Source organism: Pseudomonas sp. HY2-MNA-CIBAN-0224, from assembly GCF_040310285.1.
GTDB lineage: Bacteria > Pseudomonadota > Gammaproteobacteria > Pseudomonadales > Pseudomonadaceae > Aquipseudomonas > Aquipseudomonas helleri.
Map to the genome: position 1 here is coordinate 36,184 of NZ_JBEOPQ010000031.1, position 21,199 is coordinate 57,382.

Sequence of the window (21,199 nt, forward strand, 5' to 3'; positions counted from 1 at the left end):
AGCAGTCTATGCGCCTGTGTAAAAGTAGGCTGTTTCGTATATTCTCCCAAGAATTTTCTTACCGTCTAGACTGATGAGTTAAGAAGAATTCAGGGCTGAAGTTAGTTTCTCAGCCCTGAAAAAGTTATTCCGTGATCTGCAACTTTCTAGCCTCAGTATAGATATAACGCAACTTGTCATATTCAAATGGCGAGTCGAATTGCCCGTAACGGAAGCTGGTGTTGTAGCGTTTATCGATGGCTTGCAGCAGCCAGATTTCCGGGTGGCGCGAGCTTTCGCGCGGTACGTTGAGGAAGTTGATTTCTCGATTGGCGCCGTAGTCGACCACCAGCCCCGTGGTGTCGCGCAGGTTTGATGGGCCCAGGATCGGCAGCATCAAATAGGGGCCGTCCGGTACACCATAAAAGCCCAGGGTTTGCCCGAAGTCTTCGCTCTGACGCGGCAGGCCCATGGCGGTAGCAGGATCCCACAGGCCGCCAACCCCCAGCGTAGTGTTAAACAACAAGCGTGCCGTTGTTTTCAAGGAGCGATCGCCCTTGAGCTGCAGCATGCTGTTAAACAGGTTGGGTACATCACCCAGGTTATTAAAGAAGTTGGTGACACCGGTACGTACAAAACTGGGGGTGACATACCGGTAGCCGTCGACCACCGGCAGGAACACCCATTGATCGAAGCGGTAGTTGAAGTGGTAAATCCGCCGGTTAATCGACTCCAGCGGGTCATAGACATTGAGCGCATCCATGGTGGCGCGTTCGAATTCACGCTGATCGAGGCCTGGATTGAACTTCAACAGTTTTAGGGGTTGAGTAAAGCCATCAACGTCGTGGGTAGGTTCGATGTTGGCTTTGCTGTCGTCTGCCTGGGCGTAGCCGGCACTGAGTAGGGCGGCGAGAAGCACGAGATGTTTAGCCACGGAAGAACTCCAGCATGTCTTTGGTGTTAACGCGGTAGTTGAGATTGCCGCAGTGGCCACCATACGGGTAGACAGTCAGGCGGTTGCCGAAGGTCTTGCGCAAGAAGCCCAAATCACCAGGGCCCAGGATGATGTCGTCGGCATTGTGCATAACGGCAATTTTGGGGCTGTTTTTCAAATAGTCCTGCAAGGCATACAGGCTGACCTGGTCGATCAGTTGCAGCAAACTGCCGCCATCGGTGCGGGCGCGCCACATCGGTATGACTTGCTCGGTGAGGTAGCAATCGAAGTCGCACAGCAGTGAGCGCTTGAGAAATGGCGTCAGGCTAGTGCCTTCGGTAATGGGGTAGTTGGGAGGCGTGATCAGACCGCGACGGTTGATCAAATCTGAAGTGAACACGATGTCGGCGGATGAGAACCGGAACATAGTGCCAATCAGCATTGCCATCTGTTCGTTGGTCAAACGCTCTTTGGAGTTCTGCAAGTCGTAGACCAGCGCGCCATTAAGATCGACGTAGCCTTTCTGCTTGAAGTACTCGGTGAGCTTGTTCAGTACCAACTCGTAGAACGTGGTGCTGCTATTGATGCCTTTAACTTCCGTTTGTACCAGCTTGTCGAGGTTGCTGATGGACGTATACAGGTTCACCGGCGGGTTAAGCATCAAGACTTTCTTGAAGTTGAAGCTTTTGCGGGTTTCGTCCAGGTGGCTGACAAATGCCGCGTCCAATGCGCCCAGGCTATAACCCGCGAGGTAGTACTCGGTCACCGGCACATTGGCTTGTTGGGCGCGAACCGCTTGCATGACGTGATACAAGTCTTCGGCATCGTATTGGCTGATGCCGGGTGTGGCAAAGCGTGAAGCCGCGCTCATAAAGTCATAGCTGGTTGGCGACGACAGTTGCACAACGTGATAGCCCGCTTGATAGAACAGCTTTTTCAAAAACTCGTTGAGGCTGCTGTCGTAGGGCGCCCCTGTACCGGCGATCAAGAAGATCAGCGGGGCCGCGTGGTCTTGCTTGGCGATTCGGTAGGTGAGCTTTTTTACTGCCCAGAAGTTGGCCGGCAAGGTGAACTCGCGCTCTGGTCGCAGCTTGAGGGTGTAATCCGATTGGTTGATGTCATCTTCGCTGGGCAGCAGTGGGCGCATTTCCGGCGGGGTTGTCGCAATTGTGGCTTCGAAGGGGTTGGTCAGGGGGTAGCCATAAGTGGCGGGGTCGACATCGACCGCTTGTGCGGACGCACTCAAAATAAGGCCGCACAGCAAGGCGGCAAAGGGTAGAGAACGAAGCATGACGACTATCCCTAATAAAGTGCGGAAAATGATTCGCAGGCTATGACCACAGGGCTACAGTCGAAGTGCCATTGTCTGACACAAAATACATCCCCCGGGCAGAAGAAAGCAGGCAATGAACTACCAGAAGATACACGTTGAATGACTTTAGTGAACAGTTATCTGATTGCAAGGCTTGCATACCCCTAAAGGGCGATTAAGCTGGGCGCCGCTTTTGCCTATTGGAGTTTTGTATGCACCCTCGTTTGCCGTGGATCTTGCTGCTTATTGCCTTGCCATTGTGGCTGGCGGCCAGTTATGGCCTGCGTTACGGCTTGATGGAGGACCCGCAATGGGTGGGAACGTGCGTTGCTGAGGCCGGGCGTTGGGAATGCCAGTTGCGCTCAAACCTTGGCTGGTTGATTCAATTCAGGGCGTTGGGCTGGGCGGCGTTGGTGACGTCGGTGCTGGCTTTTTTTGTACGGGGACGTGTTGGCAATGCACTGGCGGTTTTGGCGTTGCTGTTTGGTTTGCCGGCATTGGCGCTCTACAACGCCAGTTTGGCGGTCTTTGCCGTGGTGATTGCGGGGTTGCGGCTGGTTCGGGAAAAACCGCAAAAATAATCCAGTCCAGGAGCGAGCTTGCAATCTTTTTAAAGATCAAAAGATCGCGAGGCAAGCTCGCTCCTACAGATTTTTTAGGTTATTGACGGCGACTGCGCCACAGCGCGATGACCATCAATACACTGACCAAGGCCCATACCCAGGCTTGTTGGTTGTTCAGGCCTTCTCGGTACAGTTGCAGCGGGATGCCCGCGCCGATGATCAGCGCCAACAGGCTGAGTTCACGCCGTGGTCCGCTCGCCGGGCGCAGCAGGTAAACCAAAGCTGGCAGCACCAGAGCGGCACTCGGAAAGCTGCGATAGCGGGGTTCAAATACCAGGCCCAGCATCATGACTGCACCGGCAAACCCGGCGGCTGCGATCCAGCACCCAGCATGACGCTCGAGCACGTTGAACAGGCGCTTACGCCAGCCCTGTTGTTGCCCCAGCGCCAAAGCGCCGTGGGCGAGCACAATCAGATTGAGCACAATCAACAACCCGGCCCATGTCCATTCTTCGGCAAAGCGACTGGTGACTGATGCAAGTTCGGCCCATGCCACCAGGCTACAACCCGCCACGGCCCCCAAGGCCGGCAGTAACAGGGCCGAGCGCGTGCTGCGTACGCGTCCACCGATCAACAATGTGGCCGCAAACAGGGCGATGCCCAGCCCCAGCCAGGCTGGCCAATGGGGCAGGTTGGTTACGGGGCCTGCAAGTATGCCTTTGTCTTGGCGGTCGGCATCAAACAGCCCCCAGTAACCGCCCACTGCACCCTCACTTGCACGCTTCCAAGGTTGGTCGAAGGCTTCGATCAGGTTGTATTTCCAGTCGTTCTGTTCGGCCAGGGTGACAAAGCCACGAATGAATTTGGCTTCGTTGACACGGCTCGGCAGGGAGGTTTCGCGCTGGCGGCCTTCGCTGGGCCAGCCGGTTTCGCCGATCAGGATGTCTTTATCGAATTTGCTGCCGAATTCCTGGCGCACCTGGGCGACGTGGTTGACGGCCTGGTCGATCCCCGCAGGGTCGTCTTCCCAATACGGCAGCAAGTGGATGGTCAGAAAGTCTACTGCCGGTGCAATCTCGGGGTGTTGCAACCAGAACTCCCACACATCGGCGTAGGTGACAGGTTGTTTGATCTGGCTTTTGACCTGCGTGATCAGCTTGACCAGTTGGGGTGCAGTGATTTCTTTGCGCAGCAAGGTTTCGTTGCCGACAATCACGGCGCTGATGACATCCGGGTTGGCATTGGCGTTGGCGATCAGTGCGTCGACCTCTTTTTGGGTCTCTACCGGATTGCTGCTAACCCAGGCGCCACTCATCATCTTCAGGCCATGTTTGCGGGCCAACTGCGGGAGGGCTTCAAGCCCGGCCTGGGAGTACGTGCGGATACACTCAAAGCGTGTCGCCAACAATGCCAGGTCCGCGTCCATGCGTTCTACGCGGGGTACGAAAGGCTGGTCGAACGGGGACTGGTCTTTGTCGAACGGTGTGTAAGACGCACATTGCAGTTTGTGCGTAGGGGTGGCGGCATCGGGCAGGATGACGGGTTTGCCCAGGCCATACCAGAAACCGGCAATGGCACACACGCCCAGCAAGCAGGCAAGGAGGTAAGGCAACACAGGGGAGCGGGCAGTCGCGGACATGGTCAGGCCGTATGGGAGCAAAGCCGCGCATCTTACCTGCAATCAGTGGCGCCTAGCGCGTCCGTATAATTTTGTCATGCAATGTTCAGGTGGGCGTCTGGGCAAAGTGCTTTCGGCCAGCGGTGGATGTCGTTGATGGTTGGCTGGGCGTCGTCGTCAGAGCAGGGCACTTGGCAGGCGAGGCCGATTATCAGGGGGGATGTTATGTCGGGGTGTTTATAAAGCCCTGAAACCTGATGTGGTCCGGCACTCGTCGGGCCCGGCACAGCGAGGAATCATAGATGAAGATGCGACGACTCTTGAGCGCGGGAGCTGCCTTGGTGCTGGCGATGAGTGCGGGGTTGGCGATTGCTCAGACCAAGCCCACCCTTAATATCGGTTATGTCGACGGTTGGTCCGACAGTGTGGCGACAACGTTCGTGGCCGCAGAGGTGATCAAGCAGAAGTTGGGTTACGACGTGAAGTTGATGCCGGTGGCCACGGGCATCATGTGGCAGGGCGTGGCCACCGGCAAACTCGATGCAATGTTGTCTGCCTGGCTGCCAGTGACCCACGGCGAATACTGGGCCAAGAATAAAGACAAAGTGGTGGATTTTGGCCCCAACTTTAAAGAAGCAAAGATTGGTTTGATTGTGCCTGAGTATGTAGAGGCCAAGTCGATTGCTGATTTGAAGGACGATAAAGGCTATAAAAACAAAATCGTAGGGATTGATGCCGGGTCGGGCGTGATGTTGAAGGCGGACGAAGCAATCAAGGACTACGGTTTGAATTACAAATTGCAAGCCAGTTCGGGTGCGGCCATGACCTCTGAACTGGGGCGTGCATACGCTAAAAATGAACCGATTGTAGTAACGGGCTGGGTCCCGCACTGGATGTTCGCCAAGTGGAAGTTGCGCTTCCTGGATGATCCAAAGGGCGTCTTTGGCGCTGCAGAAACTGTCAATAGTGTCGGTAGCAAGGACCTGGAAAAGAAAGCACCCGAAGTTGAAGCGTTCTTGAAAAAGTTTTCGTGGAATTCCAAAGACGAAATTGGTGAGGTCATGCTGGCTATTCAAGAGGGTGCCAAGCCAGAAGCTGCTGCCAAGGAGTGGGTTGCCAAACATCCTGAGCGTGTCGCCGAGTGGACGGCCAAATAATCGCGAAGCGTCTAGCTCGCAGCACACAGAACCGCCCGGTTTAATCGCCGGGCGGTTTTTCTGTTTTCGGCGCTGGCGAAATGATGTCTTTATTCGCGCAGCCTAGAGAATACGGGGCCTGTAGGGCATTTCGGTTCTACTACTAAAGTCGTCTGGCTTAGAGATCGAAGCCCCCTAATAGTGAAACCGTTACATCTCTTCTGTGCTGCGAGGACAAAAATAATGAACGACAGCATTTACCTCTCGATTCAAAACAGCCCGCGTTTCAAGGAGCTGGTCAAAAAAAGAGAACGATTCGCCTGGATTCTCTCGGCGATCATGCTCGGTTTATATGCCGCCTTTATTCTATTGATTGCTTATGGGTCGCACATCATGGGGGCCAAGTTGTACCCCGGCTCCGCTATTACCTGGGGAATACCGATTGGTGTGGGGCTGATTTTTTCGGCCTTTATTCTGACCGGTATCTATGTCCGTCGGGCTAATGGCGAGTTTGATGCGCTTAACACTGCAATTCTCAAGGAGGCTGAGCAATGATCGGGCGTCTATTGGCAGCACTGGGCATTGCAGCCTTGGCTCCCTCGGTTTGGGCGGCTGATGCCCTGACCGGTGAGGTGCAAAAACAACCGCTTAATGTCGCGGCGATCATTATGTTCGTCGTGTTTGTGGGCGCCACGCTGTGTATTACTTACTGGGCATCGAAACGCAATAAGTCGGCCGCGGACTATTATGCGGCGGGTGGCAAGATTACCGGTTTTCAAAATGGCCTGGCGATTGCTGGCGACTATATGTCTGCCGCATCGTTTTTGGGTATTTCCGCGCTGGTTTATACCTCTGGCTACGATGGGCTGATCTATTCGATCGGCTTCCTGGTGGGTTGGCCGATTATCTTGTTCCTGATCGCAGAGCGTCTGCGTAACTTGGGCAAGTACACCTTTGCTGATGTTGCTTCGTATCGCTTGGGTCAAACCCAGATCCGCTCGCTGTCTGCCTGCGGTTCGCTGGTGGTCGTGGCGTTTTACTTGATAGCGCAAATGGTGGGTGCTGGCAAACTCATACAATTGCTGTTCGGCTTGGATTACCACGTTGCGGTGATTCTGGTGGGCATCCTGATGTGCCTGTATGTGTTGTTCGGCGGCATGCTGGCAACCACGTGGGTGCAGATCATCAAGGCGGTGTTGCTACTGTCTGGTGCGACGTTCATGGCTGTGATGGTCATGAAACACGTCAACTTTGATTTCAACTCGCTGTTTGCCGAAGCGGTAAAAATTCACCCTAAAGGTGAAGCGATCATGAGCCCTGGCGGTTTGGTGAAGGATCCGATTTCGGCATTCTCCCTTGGCTTGGCGCTGATGTTTGGTACTGCTGGCCTGCCGCACATTCTGATGCGCTTCTTCACGGTGAGTGACGCGAAAGAAGCTCGTAAGAGCGTGTTCTATGCCACTGGTTTTATCGGCTACTTCTACATCCTGACGTTCATTATCGGTTTCGGCGCGATCATTCTGGTGAGCACTAACCCGGACTTCAAAGACGCTGCAGGCGCTTTGCTGGGCGGTAACAACATGGCGGCTGTGCATTTGGCGGACGCGGTGGGCGGTAGCATCTTCCTGGGCTTTATCTCGGCCGTGGCCTTCGCGACGATTCTCGCGGTGGTTGCAGGTCTGACCTTGGCCGGTGCTTCGGCGGTGTCTCATGACCTGTACGCCAGTGTGTTCAAAAAAGGCAAGGCCAACGATAAAGAAGAAATTCGCGTCTCCAAAATCACCACCGTTGCTCTAGGCGTGCTGGCGATTGGTCTGGGTATCTTGTTCGAAAGCCAAAACATTGCGTTTATGGTGGGCCTGGCCTTCTCTATCGCGGCGAGCTGTAACTTCCCGGTACTGCTGCTTTCGATGTACTGGAAAAACCTCACCACACGCGGCGCCATGATCGGCGGCTGGCTGGGTCTGATCAGCGCGGTTGGCTTGATGATCTTGGGCCCAACCATCTGGGTGCAGATTCTGCATCATGAAAAAGCGATCTTCCCTTACGAGTATCCAGCTTTGTTCTCCATGATCATTGCGTTCGTGGGTATCTGGTTCTTCTCCGTGACTGACAAATCCAAGTCGGCTGCGAAAGAGCGTGCGCTGTTCTTCCCGCAGTTTGTACGTTCACAGACGGGTCTTGGGGCGAGCGGGGCGGTAGATCACTAATTCAGCGGCAAGTTGTTAGCTGCAAGCTGCACGTTAAATCAAATCCCTCTGTCGTAAGGCAGGGGGATTTTTTATGTCTGCGAGACATGTTTCGTACCCTGTAGCGAGCTTGCCTCGCGATCTTTTAAAGATCAGAAGATCGCGAGGCAAGCTCGCTCCTACACGCAGTGTTTACTGCGCACAAAAAAATACGGCCTCTACCAGGTAGAGGCCGTATCGGCAGCAGCTAAGACGCTATCGTGGTATCAATGGTCTTATTTGCGGTCTTCAAGCTTGCTGAAGTCACGCGACTCGTAGCCGGTGTACAGCTGGCGCGGACGGCCAATCTTGTACGGGCTGGAGAGCATTTCTTTCCAGTGCGAGATCCAGCCGACAGTCCGCGACAGGGCGAAGATTACGGTGAACATGCTGGTAGGAATGCCGATCGCTTTGAGGATGATCCCCGAGTAGAAGTCGACGTTCGGGTACAGCGAGCGCTCGATGAAGTAAGGGTCGGTCAGAGCGATCTCTTCCAGGCGCATGGCCAGTTCGAGTTGTGGGTCATTTTTGATACCCAGCTCTTTCAGTACTTCGTCGCAGGTCTTTTTCATCACGGTGGCGCGTGGGTCGCGGTTTTTGTAAACGCGGTGACCAAAGCCCATCAGTTTGAATGGATCGTTCTTGTCCTTGGCCTTGGCGATGAATGTGTCGATGTTGGACACATCGCCAATTTCGTCAAGCATGGTCAGAACAGCTTCGTTGGCGCCGCCGTGAGCCGGGCCCCACAGTGCCGCGATGCCTGCAGCGATACACGCGAACGGGTTGGCGCCCGAGGAGCCTGCCAAACGTACGGTAGAGGTCGATGCGTTCTGTTCGTGGTCGGCATGCAGGATAAAGATCTTATCCATGGCCTTGGCCAGTACCGGGCTGATCGGTTTGATCTCGCACGGTGTGTTGAACATCATGTGCAGGAAGTTTTCGGCGTAGCTCAGGTCGTTACGCGGGTACATCATGGGTTGACCCATGGAGTACTTGTAAACCATGGCGGCCAGCGTTGGCATCTTGGCAACCAGACGGATCGCGGAGATTTCGCGATGCTGCGGGTTATTGATGTCCAGGGAGTCGTGGTAGAAAGCCGACAGTGCGCCGACCACGCCGCACATGACGGCCATCGGGTGAGCGTCACGACGGAAGCCGTTGAAGAAGGTCTTCAACTGCTCGTGAACCATGGTGTGGTTCTTCACGTTGCTGACAAACTGAGCCTTCTGTTCTACCGTCGGCAGTTCGCCGTTCAGCAGCAGGTAAGCTGTTTCCAGGTAGTCAGAGTGTTCAGCCAGTTGTTCGATCGGGTAGCCGCGGTGCAGCAGGATACCGTTATCACCATCAATATAGGTGATCTTCGACTCGCAGGATGCAGTCGACATGAAGCCTGGGTCGAATGTGAATCGGCCCGTGGCCGTGAGGCCGCGCACATCGATTACATCGGGACCAACGGTGCCAGTTAAAATGGGCAGCTCGACGGGGGCAGCGCCCTCGATGATCAACTGCGCTTTTTTGTCAGCCATGTGGCCTCCTATTTATGCTTGAAATCATCAGACAGACCCCCCACGCAGGGCCCGCACCACTATAGTTAGATAAATTTGAATGTCAATTTGCCTAAAGTCTTGCTGTACAAGGCTTTCAGGAGTCATTTTTCTCGAATATCCCCGCCGTTTACGCCTTTTATGCCAAGAGTGCAATGCTCTATTAGAGGGAGGTGATTGCGTTGTCATTAGTAACCTAACTGTCTATACTCGGCAGCCGACCGCCAGAGGCTTTTGGGCCTGTTTAGATGGGGGTCGTCACTCCCGGGTGGTGGGTACCTGACCAGTGCGCATCCCAACAAACTTGCCCTGATTGTTAGGGGCTCTTCAGTGTGAAAAAAGCCGTGAATAGCCAACGACCTGTAAACCTAGACCTAAGGACCATCAAACTCCCCATCACCGGCGTTACGTCGTTTCTGCACCGCGTATCGGGCATCATTCTTTTTCTTGGCCTGGGCTTCATGCTTTATGCATTGAGCAAATCCCTGGGTTCCGAAGAAGGTTTTGCCGAGGTGAAGGCATGCTTGACCAGCCCGCTGGCCAAATTCATTGCATGGGGCCTGCTATCTGCCTTGCTGTATCACTTGGTTGCCGGTGTGCGCCACTTGATCATGGATATGGGCATCGGTGAGACGCTGGAAGGCGGCAAGCTGGGCTCGAAAATCGTAATCGTCATTTCCGTAGTGATGATTGTTCTGGCAGGAGTTTGGATATGGTAACCAGCGTTACGAACCTATCGCGTTCGGGCCTCTATGACTGGATGGCACAACGTGTGTCTGCGGTCGTTCTAGCGGCTTATTTCATTTTCCTGATTGGATACCTCGTTGCGAACCCTGGCATTGGCTACGCCCAATGGCACGAACTGTTCGCAAGCAACTGGATGCGTATCTTCAGCCTGTTGGCCCTGGTTGCCCTTGGCGCTCACGCCTGGGTCGGCATGTGGACCATCGCGACTGACTACCTGACGCCAATGGCGCTGGGCAAGTCCGCGACAGCAGTACGTTTCCTCTTCCAGGCAGTATGCGGCGTTGCGATGTTCGCTTACTTCGTCTGGGGTGTGCAGATTCTTTGGGGTATCTGATTCATGGCTAACACAGTTAATACACTTTCCTTCGACGCCATCATCATTGGCGGCGGCGGTGCCGGTATGCGCGCTGCGTTGCAGCTGGCTCAAGGCGGTCACAAGACTGCTGTAATCACCAAGGTTTTCCCGACTCGTTCCCACACCGTATCGGCTCAGGGTGGCATCACCTGCGCGATCGCGTCTGCGGATCCAAACGATGACTGGCGCTGGCACATGTACGATACCGTCAAGGGTTCCGACTACATCGGTGACCAGGACGCTATCGAATACATGTGTTCCGTAGGCCCAGAGGCCGTATTCGAACTCGAGCACATGGGTCTGCCGTTCTCCCGTACCGAGCAAGGCCGTATTTACCAGCGTCCTTTCGGCGGTCAGTCCAAGGACTTTGGTAAAGGTGGCCAGGCTGCCCGTACCTGCGCTGCTGCTGACCGTACCGGTCACGCGCTGCTGCACACCCTGTACCAGGCCAACCTGAAAGCCGGCACTGTATTCCTGAACGAATACTACGGTGTCGACCTGGTTAAAAACGAAGCCGGCGATTTCGTTGGCATGATCGTTATCTGCATCGAAACTGGCGAAACTTCCTATGTTCGCGCCAACGCCACCGTACTGGCGACTGGCGGTGCAGGCCGTATCTACTCTTCGACGACCAACGCCCTGATCAACACTGGCGACGGTATCGGCATGGCCCTGCGTGCAGGCGTACCGGTACAGGACATCGAAATGTGGCAGTTCCACCCAACCGGTATTGCCGGCGCCGGTGTACTGGTTACCGAAGGTTGCCGTGGTGAAGGTGGATACCTGATCAACAAGCATGGCGAGCGTTTCATGGAGCGTTACGCTCCGAACGCCAAAGACCTTGCTGGTCGTGACGTAGTAGCACGCTCGATGGTTAAAGAAATCATCGCGGGCAACGGTTGCGGTCCAGATGGCGACCACGTAATGCTGAAACTTGACCACCTTGGTGAAGAAGTTCTGCACAGCCGTCTGCCAGGTATCTGCGAACTGTCCAAGACTTTCGCACACGTTGACCCGGTACTGGCTCCCGTTCCAGTGGTTCCAACTTGCCACTATATGATGGGCGGCGTTGCCACCAACATTCATGGCCAGGCGATCACCCAGGACGCCGACGGCAACGACCAGATCATCCCTGGCCTGTTCGCAGTAGGTGAAGTGGCGTGCGTATCGGTTCACGGTGCCAACCGTCTGGGCGGCAACTCGCTGCTCGACCTGGTGGTATTCGGTCGTGCTGCCGGCCTGTTCCTTGAGCAGACCCTGAAAGAAGGCGTTGATTACGCTCGTCCACGTCAGTCCGACATCGACGCTGCCCTGGCACGTCTGGACGGTCTGAACTCGCGCACTGATGGCGAAGACGTTGCGACCCTGCGCAAAGAACTGCAGAGCTGCATGCAGAACTACTTCGGCGTATTCCGTACCGGCGAATACATGCAGAAGGGTATTACCCAATTGCAAGACCTGCGCAAGCGTATTGCCAACGTGAAGATCAACGATAAGAGCCAGGCGTTCAACACTGCTCGTATCGAAGCCCTTGAGCTGCAAAACCTGCTCGAAGTGGCTGAAGCCACTGCTATCGCTGCTGAAACCCGTAAGGAATCGCGCGGTGCTCACGCCCGTGAAGACTTCGAAGATCGTGACGACGTTAACTGGCTGTGCCACACCCTGTACTTCCCGGGTGAGAAACGCGTAGCCAAGCGTGCGGTGAACTTCTCGCCGAAAACCGTTCCGACCTTCCAGCCAATGGTTCGTACTTACTAAGGGTGGCCGATATGTTGAAAGTCAGTGTTTATCGCTACAACCCGGATCAGGACGCGGCGCCGTTCATGCAAGAATTCCAGGTCAATACCAACGGTAAAGACCTGATGGTGCTGGACGTACTGGCCCTGATCAAAGAGCAGGACGAAGGTTTCTCCTATCGTCGCTCTTGCCGTGAGGGCGTTTGCGGCTCCGACGGCATGAACATCAACGGTAAAAACGGCCTGGCGTGCGTAACGCCGCTGTCTTCCGTTGTAAAAGGTAACAAGTTGGTGATTCGTCCGCTGCCAGGTTTGCCGGTTATCCGTGACCTGGTTGTCGACATGAGCATCTTCTATAAGCAATACGAGAAGGTGAAGCCGTTCCTGCAGAACGATACTCCGGCTCCGGCCATCGAGCGTCTGCAATCGCCAGAAGAGCGTGAAAAGCTCGACGGTCTGTACGAGTGCATCCTGTGCGCTTGCTGCTCGACTTCGTGCCCATCCTTCTGGTGGAACCCGGACAAGTTCCTGGGCCCTGCTGCACTGCTGCAAGCCTACCGCTTCCTGGCTGACAGCCGTGACACCAAGACCAACGAGCGTCTGGCTTCGCTGGATGACCCGTTCAGCGTATTCCGCTGCCGCGGGATCATGAACTGCGTAAACGTGTGTCCGAAGGGCCTGAACCCGACTAAGGCCATCGGTCACGTGCGTAGCATGCTGCTGCAAAGCGGCGTGTGATTCAAAGCTGCACTGCAACACCGTTGTAACCGTAGATGCTACGGCGCAGGCTTCAACCGGCGCCGTAGTTATAACCTGAGCAGCAGCTCACAAAGTTGCGGCTCTTATTTTGAAGAAATGAGACCAGCAGGGGCATCCGGGCTGGTACCCGGACTATCAGCGTGACTCTAGTGGCTTGTTTTAGTCGCTGTATTCGGACTTTCTCAAGTGCTGTGGTGTTTTCGCCGATGGTGTCCCCTAACCGAGGGTGACCAAGCATGCAAGAAAGCGTGATGCAGCGCATGTGGAACAGCGGCTATCTTTCAGGTGGTAACGCTGCCTATGTGGAAGAGCTCTATGAGCTCTACCTGCACGACCCTAACGCTGTGCCAGAAGAATGGCGCACCAAATTTCAGACGTTGCCTACTGAGGGCAACTCTGCCAACGATGTTTCGCACTCCACAATCCGCGATCATTTCGTGTTGCTGGCGAAGAACCAGCGCCGCGCCCAACCGGTATCTGCCGGTAGCGTGAGCAGCGAACACGAGAAGAAGCAGGTTGAAGTGCTGCGATTGATCCAGGCCTATCGGATGCGCGGCCACCAGGCAGCCCAGCTTGATCCGCTGGGGCTGTGGCAGCGTCCTGCACCTGCAGACCTGTCGATCAATCATTACGGCTTGACCAATGCCGATCTTGATACGACCTTCCGTGCCGGCGACCTGTATATCGGCAAAGAGGAAGCGAGCCTACGCGAAATTCTCGAAGCGTTGCAGCAGACATATTGCCGCACCATTGGCGCCGAGTTCACGCACATCGTCGATTCCGAGCAACGCCACTGGTTTGAACAGCGTCTCGAAAGCGTACGTGGCCGTCCGACCTATTCGGCAGACATCAAAAGCCACCTGCTTGAGCGCGTGACCGCAGCTGAAGGCCTGGAGAAGTACCTGGGCACCAAGTACCCGGGCACCAAGCGTTTCGGTCTGGAAGGCGGCGAGAGTCTGATTCCGTTGCTGGACGAGCTGATTCAGCGTTCGGGCAACTACGGCACCAAAGAAATCGTTATCGGCATGGCCCACCGTGGCCGTCTGAACGTGCTGGTCAACACCTTCGGTAAAAACCCGCGCGATCTGTTCGACGAGTTCGAAGGCAAGAAGCAAATCGAGCTGGGTTCCGGTGACGTTAAATACCACCAGGGCTTCTCCTCCAACGTGATGACCTCCGGTGGCGAAGTTCACCTGGCCATGGCGTTTAACCCTTCCCACCTGGAAATCGTTTCTCCAGTGGTTGAAGGTTCGGTACGTGCACGTCAAGACCGTCGTAACGACGCAACGGGCGAAAAAGTACTGCCTATTTCCATCCACGGTGACGCTGCATTCGCAGGTCAGGGCGTGGTCATGGAAACTTTCCAGATGTCGCAGACTCGCGGCTTCAAGACTGGCGGTACGGTTCACCTGGTGATTAACAACCAGGTTGGCTTCACCATCAGCAACCCTGAAGACTCGCGTTCGACCGAGTACTGCACTGACGTCGCGAAAATGATTCAGGCGCCGATCCTCCATGTCAATGGTGATGATCCGGAAGCCGTTCTGTTCGTGACCCAGCTTGCAATCGACTACCGCATGCAGTTCAAGCGTGACGTCGTGATCGACCTGTTCTGCTACCGCCGCCGCGGCCACAACGAGGCCGACGAGCCAAACGGTACTCAGCCGTTGATGTATCAGCAAATCGCCAAGCAGCGCACCACGCGTGAACTGTATGCCGAGCGTCTGACTCAAGAAAAAGTGGTAGACGAAGAGCGCGTTCAGGCCAAGATCGACGAATACCGCAACGCGCTGGACAACGGTCTGCATGTTGTGAAAAGTCTGGTCAAAGAGCCGAACAAAGAGCTGTTCGTTGACTGGCGTCCGTACCTGGGCCACGCCTGGACTGCGCGTCACGACACACGCTTTGATCTCAAAACCCTGCAAGAACTGTCGGCCAAGCTGCTGGAAATTCCAGAAGGCTTCGTCATGCAGCGTCAGGTGTCGAAGATCTACGAAGACCGTCAAAAAATGCAAGCCGGCGGCCTGCCGATTAACTGGGGTTATGCCGAAACCATGGCATACGCGACCCTGGCGTTCGAAGGTCACCCGATCCGCATGACCGGTCAGGACATCGGCCGCGGTACGTTCTCGCACCGTCACGCTGTGTTGCACAACCAAAAAGATGCCAGCACCTACATTCCTCTGCAGCACCTGTACGAAGGTCAGCCTCGCTTTGACCTGTACGACTCGCTGCTGTCGGAAGAAGCGGTATTGGCATTCGAATACGGTTACTCGACCACCACGCCAAACGGCCTGGTGATCTGGGAAGCCCAGTTCGGTGACTTCGCCAACGGTGCACAGGTTGTTATCGACCAGTTCATCACCAGCGGCGAGCACAAGTGGGGTCGCCTGTGCGGTCTGACCATGCTGTTGCCACACGGCTACGAAGGTCAGGGCCCAGAGCACTCCTCGGCACGTCTTGAGCGTTACCTGCAATTGTGCGCTGAGCACAACATTCAGGTGTGCGTACCAACCACTCCAGCGCAGATCTACCACCTGCTGCGCCGTCAGGTTATCCGTCCGCTGCGCAAGCCGCTGGTGGTACTGACACCGAAGTCGTTGCTGCGTCACAAATTGGCAATCTCGACACTGGAAGATCTGGCCGAAGGTTCGTTCCAGACCGTTATTCCAGAAATCGATGCACAAGATCCGGCGAACGTCGGTCGTATCGTGCTGTGTAGCGGCAAGGTCTACTACGACCTGTTGGAAAAACGCCGTGCCGAAGGTCGTGATGACATCGCTATCGTGCGTCTTGAGCAGCTGTATCCGTTCCCTGAGGACGACTTGATTGAAGTCCTGGCTCCGTACAAAAACGCCAAGCACATTGTTTGGTGTCAGGAAGAGCCAATGAACCAGGGCGCCTGGTACTGCAGCCAGCACCACATGCGTCGCATCATTGGCGGTCACGATAAATCTCTCGTGCTTGAGTACGCGGGCCGTGACGCTTCTGCTGCACCTGCTTGTGGTTACGCATCGATGCACGCTGAGCAACAGGCCAAACTGTTGCAAGACGCGTTCACTGTTTAACGCCTTCGCGCACTGAAACCGAATTAAAGGAACCAAAGAACATGGCTATCGAGATCAAAGCCCCAACATTTCCGGAATCGGTTGCCGATGGCACCGTTGCCACCTGGCACAAGCAACCAGGCGACGCTGTAAAGCGTGACGACCTGATCGTTGACATCGAAACCGACAAAGTCGTACTGGAAGTATTGGCGACTGCTGACGGCGTTCTGGGCGCAATCGTGAAAAACGAAGGCGATACCGTTCTGTCCGACGAAGTGCTGGGCTCCATCGTTGAAGGCGGCGCTGCTGCCGCAGCGCCAGCCGCTGCTGCTGCGCCGGCTGCCCAAGCTGCTGCTCCAGCCGCTGCTGACGGCGAAGACGATCCAGTGGCTGCTCCGGCTGCACGCAAGATCGCTGAAGAAAACGGCATCAACATCGCTTCCGTTGCCGGTACTGGCAAAGGCGGTCGTGTGACCAAAGAAGACGTTGTTGCCGCTGTTGCTGCCAAGAAGGCCGCTCCGGCTGCCGCACCTGCCAAAGCTGCTGCGCCTGCTGCCGCTGCTCCGGTATTCGCTGCTGGCGATCGCGTAGAAAAACGCGTTCCGATGACCCGCGTTCGCGCTACTGTGGCCAAGCGTCTGGTAGAAGCTCAGTCGAACATGGCGATGCTGACCACGTTCAACGAAGTTGACATGACCGAAATCATGGCACTGCGTTCGAAGTACAAGGACCTGTTCGAGAAGTCCCACAACGGCGTACGCCTGGGCTTCATGTCGTTCTTCGTTAAAGCCGCTACCGAAGCGCTGAAGCGCTTCCCGGCTGTCAACGCGTCGATCGACGGTTCGGACATCGTTTACCACGGCTACGCCGACATCGGTGTTGCAGTGTCCAGCGACCGTGGCCTGGTAGTTCCAGTACTGCGTAACGCTGAACTGATGAGCTTGGCTGAAATCGAAGGCGGCATCGCTGCTTACGGCAAAAAAGCCCGTGATGGCAAACTGTCGATCGACGAAATGACCGGCGGTACGTTCACCATCACCAACGGTGGTACTTTCGGTTCGATGATGTCGACCCCGATCGTTAACCCGCCGCAAGCCGCGATCCTGGGCATGCACAACATCCTTCAGCGTCCAATGGCAGTCAACGGTCAGGTTGTAATCCGTCCGATGATGTACCTGGCTCTGTCTTACGATCACCGCTTGATCGACGGCAAAGAAGCTGTAAGTTTCCTGGTAGCCATCAAAAACCTGCTGGAAGACCCAGCTCGTCTGCTGCTGGATATTTAATAGGAGCAGCTTCAAGTTGCAAGCTTCAAGCTGCCTGTAACGCAGCTTGGCTTGCAGCTTGAAGCTCCGAGCTTGAAGCTTGTAGCTAATAGAGGATCTATTCCCATGTCTCAGAAATTTGACGTTGTAGTGATTGGTGCGGGCCCTGGCGGCTACGTTGCCGCGATCAAGGCCGCGCAACTGGGCCTTTCGACTGCATGCATCGAAAAATACACCGACAAAGAAGGCAAGCTGGCATTGGGCGGTACTTGCCTGAACGTTGGTTGCATTCCATCCAAGGCGCTGCTGGACAGCTCCTGGAAGTATCACGAAGCCAAGGATGCATTTGCTATCCACGGCATCACCACCGGTGAAGTGAACATGGACGTGCCAGCGATGGTTGGCCGTAAAGCCAACATCGTCAAAGGCCTGACCTCCGGCGTTGCGACCCTGTTCAAAGCCAACGGTGTGACCTCCCTGCAAGGCCACGGCAAACTGCTGGCCGGCAAGCGCGTTGAGCTGACCAAGCCAGACGGCAGCGTTGAAATCATCGAAGCCGAGAACGTGATTCTGGCTTCCGGTTCGCGTCCTATCGACATTCCGCCAGCTCCAGTTGATAACAACGTGATCGTTGATTCGACCGGCGCTCTGGAATTCCAGGCCGTACCTAAGCGTCTGGGCGTTATCGGCGCTGGCGTTATCGGTCTGGAACTGGGTTCGGTATGGTCCCGTCTGGGCGCTCAGGTAACCGTTCTGGAAGCACTGGACACGTTCCTGATGGCTGCTGACGCTGCTGTGTCCAAAGAAGCCTACAAAACCCTGACCAAACAAGGTCTGGACATCAAGCTGGGCGCTCGCGTGACCGGTTCCAAGGTAAATGGCGACGAAGTCGTTGTGACCTACACCGACGCCAACGGCGAACAGACCATCACCTTCGACAAGCTGATCGTAGCGGTAGGTCGTCGCCCTGTGACCACCGAGCTGCTGGCAGCTGACAGCGGTGTGACCATCGACGAGCGCGGTTTCGTGTTTGTTGACGATCATTGCGCGACCAGCGTACCGGGTGTTTACGCCATCGGTGACGTGGTTCGCGGCATGATGCTGGCACACAAGGCGTCTGAAGAAGGCATCATGGTGGTTGAGCGCATCAAAGGTCACAAGACCGAGATGAACTACGACCTGATTCCATCGGTTATTTACACTCACCCGGAGATCGCATGGGTAGGTAAAACCGAACAGGCCTTGAAAGCTGAAGGCGTTGAAGTTAACGTCGGCACCTTCCCGTTCGCAGCCAGTGGCCGTGCCATGGCAGCAAACGACACCGGTGGCTTTGTTAAAGTCATTGCTGATGCCAAAACTGACCGCGTACTGGGCGTCCACGTGATTGGCCCGAGCGCAGCAGAGCTGGTACAGCAGGGCGCAATCGGTATGGAATTCGGCACCAGTGCCGAGGATCTGGGCATGATGGTTTTCTCCCATCCAACCCTGTCCGAAGCGTTGCATGAAGCAGCGCTGGCAGTGAATGGCGGCGCCATCCACATTGCCAACCGTAAGAAACGTTAAGACCAGACAATAAGAAACCACGGCGGTTTGCCCGTCGTGAGCCTTGCTAGCAAGCCTCACCGCGGAACTTCCGCCGGACGCAGTCTTGTCTTGTTTTATCCAGGCCCGGCCTTTGCTCACGCAATGGCCGGGTTTGCTAAAGCAGCACAAGCAGCAGTCACAGGTGGTGCGGCACTAATAAAAGTGCAGCGCCGAATGCGCAGTACCTAACGAAGACGGTAAAAAGCATGAATCTTCACGAGTATCAGGGTAAGCAGCTGTTCGCTGAGTACGGCCTGCCAGTATCCAAGGGTTATGCAGTAGACACCCCGGAAGCAGCGGCTGAAGCTTGCGACAAAATTGGCGGGACCGAATGGGTTGTAAAAGCCCAGGTTCACGCAGGCGGTCGCGGCAAAGCGGGCGGCGTTAAGCTGGTTCGCAACAAAGAAGACGCTAAAGCATTTGCACAGCAGTGGCTGGGCAAGCGTCTGGTGACTTACCAAACTGACGCCAATGGTCAGCCGGTCACCAAAATCCTGGTTGAATCGTGCACTGATATCGCTAAAGAGCTGTACCTGGGCGCTGTCGTTGACCGTTCCAGCCGTCGTATCGTGTTCATGGCTTCCACCGAAGGTGGCGTGGACATCGAGAAGATCGCACACGACACGCCAGAAAAAATTCTCAAAGCAACCATCGATCCACTGGTTGGCGCTCAGCCATTCCAGGGTCGCGAGTTGGCATTCCAGCTAGGTCTGGAAGGCAAGCAAGTTGCTCAGTTCGCCAAGATCTTCGTAGGTCTGGCCAAACTGTTCAAGGATCACGATCTGGCCCTGCTGGAAGTGAACCCGCTGGTTATCAAGACTGACGGCGACCTGCACTGCCTCGATGCAAAAATCAACATCGACGCAAACGCCATGTATCGTCAGCCTAAGCTGAAAACTTTCCACGATCCGTCGCAAGACGATCCGCGCGAAGCGCACGCTGCCCAGTTCGAACTGAACTACGTAGCGCTGGAAGGCAACATCGGGTGCATGGTAAACGGTGCCGGTCTGGCCATGGGTACCATGGACATCGTTAACCTGCACGGCGGCAAGCCAGCCAACTTCCTCGACGTAGGTGGCGGCGCCACCAAAGAACGCGTAACTGAAGCGTTCAAAATCATTCTGTCCGACAGCAATGTCGCGGCAGTACTGGTTAACATTTTCGGCGGCATCGTTCGTTGCGACATGATTGCTGAAGGCATCATCGGCGCCGTGAAAGAAGTCGGCGTGAAAATCCCGGTGGTTGTGCGCCTTGAAGGCAACAACGCTGAACTGGGCGCTAAAGTACTGGCAGACAGCGGCCTGAACATCATCGCTGCTACCAGCTTGACCGACGCTGCTCAACAAGTTGTTAAAGCTGCGGAGGGCAAGTAATGAGCGTCCTGATCAATAAAGACACCAAAGTTATCTGCCAGGGCATCACTGGTTCGCAAGGTAGCTTCCACACCCAGCAAGCCATCGAGTACGGCACCAAGATGGTTGGCGGCGTAACTCCGGGCAAAGGCGGCACCGAGCACCTGGGTCTGCCAGTGTTCAACACCGTGAAAGACGCTGTAGCTGCCACTGGCGCCACCGCCAGCGTGATCTACGTTCCGGCTCCTTTCTGCAAGGACTCCATCCTTGAAGCAGCGTTCGGCGGCATCAAGCTGATCGTGTGCATCACCGAAGGCATTCCTACCCTGGACATGCTGGACGCTAAAGTTAAGTGCGACGAGCTGGGTGTTACCCTGATCGGCCCTAACTGCCCAGGCGTGATCACTCCGGGTGAGTGCAAGATCGGCATCATGCCAGGTCACATTCACTTGCCAGGCAAAGTAGGCATCGTGTCGCGTTCCGGCACCCTGACTTACGAAGCTGTGAAGCAAACCACTGACGCCGGTTTCGGTCAGTCGACGTGTGTAGGTATCGGTGGTGACCCGATCCCTGGCTCGAACTTCATCGACATCCTGAAACTGTTCCAGGAAGACCCGAAGACCGAAGCGATCGTCATGATCGGTGAGATCGGCGGTTCGGCTGAAGAAGAAGCGGCTGCCTACATCAAGGCACACGTAACCAAGCCAGTTGTTTCCTACATCGCTGGTGTGACTGCCCCTCCAGGCAAGCGCATGGGCCATGCTGGCGCAATCATCTCTGGCGGCAAGGGCACTGCAGACGAGAAGTTTGCTGCTCTGCAAGACGCAGGCGTAAAAACCGTGCGTTCGCTGGCAGACATCGGCAAGGCCTTGGCCGAGCTGACCGGTTGGGCTGTCAAGTAAGCTACGCGCTTAACTGACTGCTACACCAGGCAAAGGCCACCTTCGGGTGGCCTTTGTGCATTCTGCGATACGTAAAACCAACTGTAGGAGCGAGCTTGCTCGCGATCTTTTGATCTTAAAAAAGATCGCGAGCAAGCT

General features: G+C 55.6%; 17 protein-coding genes. 13 read left to right on the top strand and 4 right to left on the bottom strand.

The features are described 5' to 3' along the window. Positions 1 to 124 precede the first annotated feature (124 nt). Both AAEZ03_RS15235 and mlaY read right to left on the bottom strand, forming a co-directional pair. A complete protein-coding gene (locus AAEZ03_RS15235) occupies positions 125 to 913 on the bottom strand; it encodes an MlaA family lipoprotein (protein WP_262123669.1) in 789 nt (262 codons plus the stop codon). Further along, positions 906 to 2,204, bottom strand: coding sequence for a lipid asymmetry maintenance lipase MlaY (mlaY, locus tag AAEZ03_RS15240; protein WP_048368585.1), 1,299 nt, complete (start codon positions 2,202 to 2,204; stop codon positions 906 to 908). The genes AAEZ03_RS15235 and mlaY overlap by 8 nt, the downstream gene beginning before the upstream one ends. Positions 2,205 to 2,437: 233 nt before the next feature. Here mlaY and AAEZ03_RS15245 point away from each other — a divergent pair, with 233 nt between their 5' ends. Then, on the top strand, positions 2,438 to 2,806 hold the full coding sequence (locus AAEZ03_RS15245; RefSeq protein WP_350579709.1) for a hypothetical protein: 369 nt from the start codon (positions 2,438 to 2,440) through the stop codon (positions 2,804 to 2,806). Positions 2,807 to 2,885: 79 nt separating this feature from the next. Here the strand turns inward: AAEZ03_RS15245 and AAEZ03_RS15250 are convergent, their stop codons facing one another. Further along, positions 2,886 to 4,427, bottom strand: coding sequence for a glycoside hydrolase family 17 protein (locus tag AAEZ03_RS15250; protein ID WP_350579711.1), 1,542 nt, complete (start codon positions 4,425 to 4,427; stop codon positions 2,886 to 2,888). 281 nt (positions 4,428 to 4,708) lie between these two features. Between AAEZ03_RS15250 and AAEZ03_RS15255 the strand changes: the two genes are divergently transcribed. From AAEZ03_RS15255 to AAEZ03_RS15265, 3 genes are all read left to right on the top strand, one after another. Further along, on the top strand, positions 4,709 to 5,563 hold the full coding sequence (locus AAEZ03_RS15255; RefSeq protein ID WP_278940656.1) for a glycine betaine ABC transporter substrate-binding protein: 855 nt from the start codon (positions 4,709 to 4,711) through the stop codon (positions 5,561 to 5,563). Between the two features lie 222 nt (positions 5,564 to 5,785). Beyond that, the gene (locus AAEZ03_RS15260) at positions 5,786 to 6,097 is read left to right on the top strand and encodes a DUF485 domain-containing protein (RefSeq protein WP_153335661.1); all 312 of its coding nucleotides are present in this window, start codon (positions 5,786 to 5,788) and stop codon (positions 6,095 to 6,097) included. After that, positions 6,094 to 7,752 carry a cation acetate symporter gene (locus tag AAEZ03_RS15265; protein ID WP_153335662.1) on the top strand — a complete coding sequence of 553 codons (1,659 nt, stop codon included), beginning with the start codon at positions 6,094 to 6,096 and terminating at the stop codon, positions 7,750 to 7,752. Before AAEZ03_RS15260 ends, AAEZ03_RS15265 begins: the two co-directional genes overlap by 4 nt. A 254-nt stretch (positions 7,753 to 8,006) precedes the next feature. Here the strand turns inward: AAEZ03_RS15265 and gltA are convergent, their stop codons facing one another. After that, positions 8,007 to 9,296, bottom strand: a complete 1,290-nt coding sequence (gltA, locus tag AAEZ03_RS15270; RefSeq protein WP_153335663.1) for a citrate synthase — start codon at positions 9,294 to 9,296, stop codon at positions 8,007 to 8,009. 350 nt (positions 9,297 to 9,646) lie between these two features. On the opposite strand from gltA, the gene sdhC reads away from it, so the two are divergent. The 9 genes from sdhC (at position 9,647) to sucD (ending at position 21,061) form a co-directional block, all read left to right on the top strand. After that, entirely contained in the window at positions 9,647 to 10,033 is a 387-nt protein-coding gene (gene sdhC / locus AAEZ03_RS15275) for a succinate dehydrogenase, cytochrome b556 subunit (protein ID WP_019408939.1), read from the top strand. Beyond that, positions 10,027 to 10,395 (top strand): succinate dehydrogenase, hydrophobic membrane anchor protein, encoded by a 369-nt coding sequence (gene sdhD / locus AAEZ03_RS15280; protein WP_003446906.1) that lies wholly within the window; start codon positions 10,027 to 10,029, stop codon positions 10,393 to 10,395. The genes sdhC and sdhD overlap by 7 nt, the downstream gene beginning before the upstream one ends. 3 nt (positions 10,396 to 10,398) lie before the next feature. Beyond that, positions 10,399 to 12,174, top strand: a complete 1,776-nt coding sequence (gene sdhA, locus AAEZ03_RS15285; RefSeq protein WP_048368578.1) for a succinate dehydrogenase flavoprotein subunit — start codon at positions 10,399 to 10,401, stop codon at positions 12,172 to 12,174. Between the two features lie 11 nt (positions 12,175 to 12,185). Continuing rightward, positions 12,186 to 12,890 (top strand): succinate dehydrogenase iron-sulfur subunit, encoded by a 705-nt coding sequence (locus tag AAEZ03_RS15290; RefSeq protein WP_153390264.1) that lies wholly within the window; start codon positions 12,186 to 12,188, stop codon positions 12,888 to 12,890. 257 nt (positions 12,891 to 13,147) lie between these two features. Continuing rightward, the gene (locus tag AAEZ03_RS15295) at positions 13,148 to 15,979 is read left to right on the top strand and encodes a 2-oxoglutarate dehydrogenase E1 component (RefSeq protein ID WP_048368576.1); all 2,832 of its coding nucleotides are present in this window, start codon (positions 13,148 to 13,150) and stop codon (positions 15,977 to 15,979) included. A gap of 41 nt (positions 15,980 to 16,020) precedes the next feature. Beyond that, the gene (odhB, locus tag AAEZ03_RS15300) at positions 16,021 to 17,244 is read left to right on the top strand and encodes a 2-oxoglutarate dehydrogenase complex dihydrolipoyllysine-residue succinyltransferase (protein ID WP_262123674.1); all 1,224 of its coding nucleotides are present in this window, start codon (positions 16,021 to 16,023) and stop codon (positions 17,242 to 17,244) included. 105 nt (positions 17,245 to 17,349) lie between these two features. Beyond that, positions 17,350 to 18,786, top strand: a complete 1,437-nt coding sequence (gene lpdA / locus AAEZ03_RS15305; protein ID WP_048368574.1) for a dihydrolipoyl dehydrogenase — start codon at positions 17,350 to 17,352, stop codon at positions 18,784 to 18,786. 227 nt (positions 18,787 to 19,013) lie between these two features. After that, a complete protein-coding gene (sucC, locus tag AAEZ03_RS15310) occupies positions 19,014 to 20,180 on the top strand; it encodes an ADP-forming succinate--CoA ligase subunit beta (protein ID WP_048368573.1) in 1,167 nt (388 codons plus the stop codon). Next, complete coding sequence (sucD, locus tag AAEZ03_RS15315) at positions 20,180 to 21,061, top strand: succinate--CoA ligase subunit alpha (RefSeq protein ID WP_003223019.1); 882 nt, start codon at positions 20,180 to 20,182, stop codon at positions 21,059 to 21,061. The genes sucC and sucD overlap by 1 nt, the downstream gene beginning before the upstream one ends. The last annotated feature ends 138 nt before the right edge of the window (positions 21,062 to 21,199 follow it).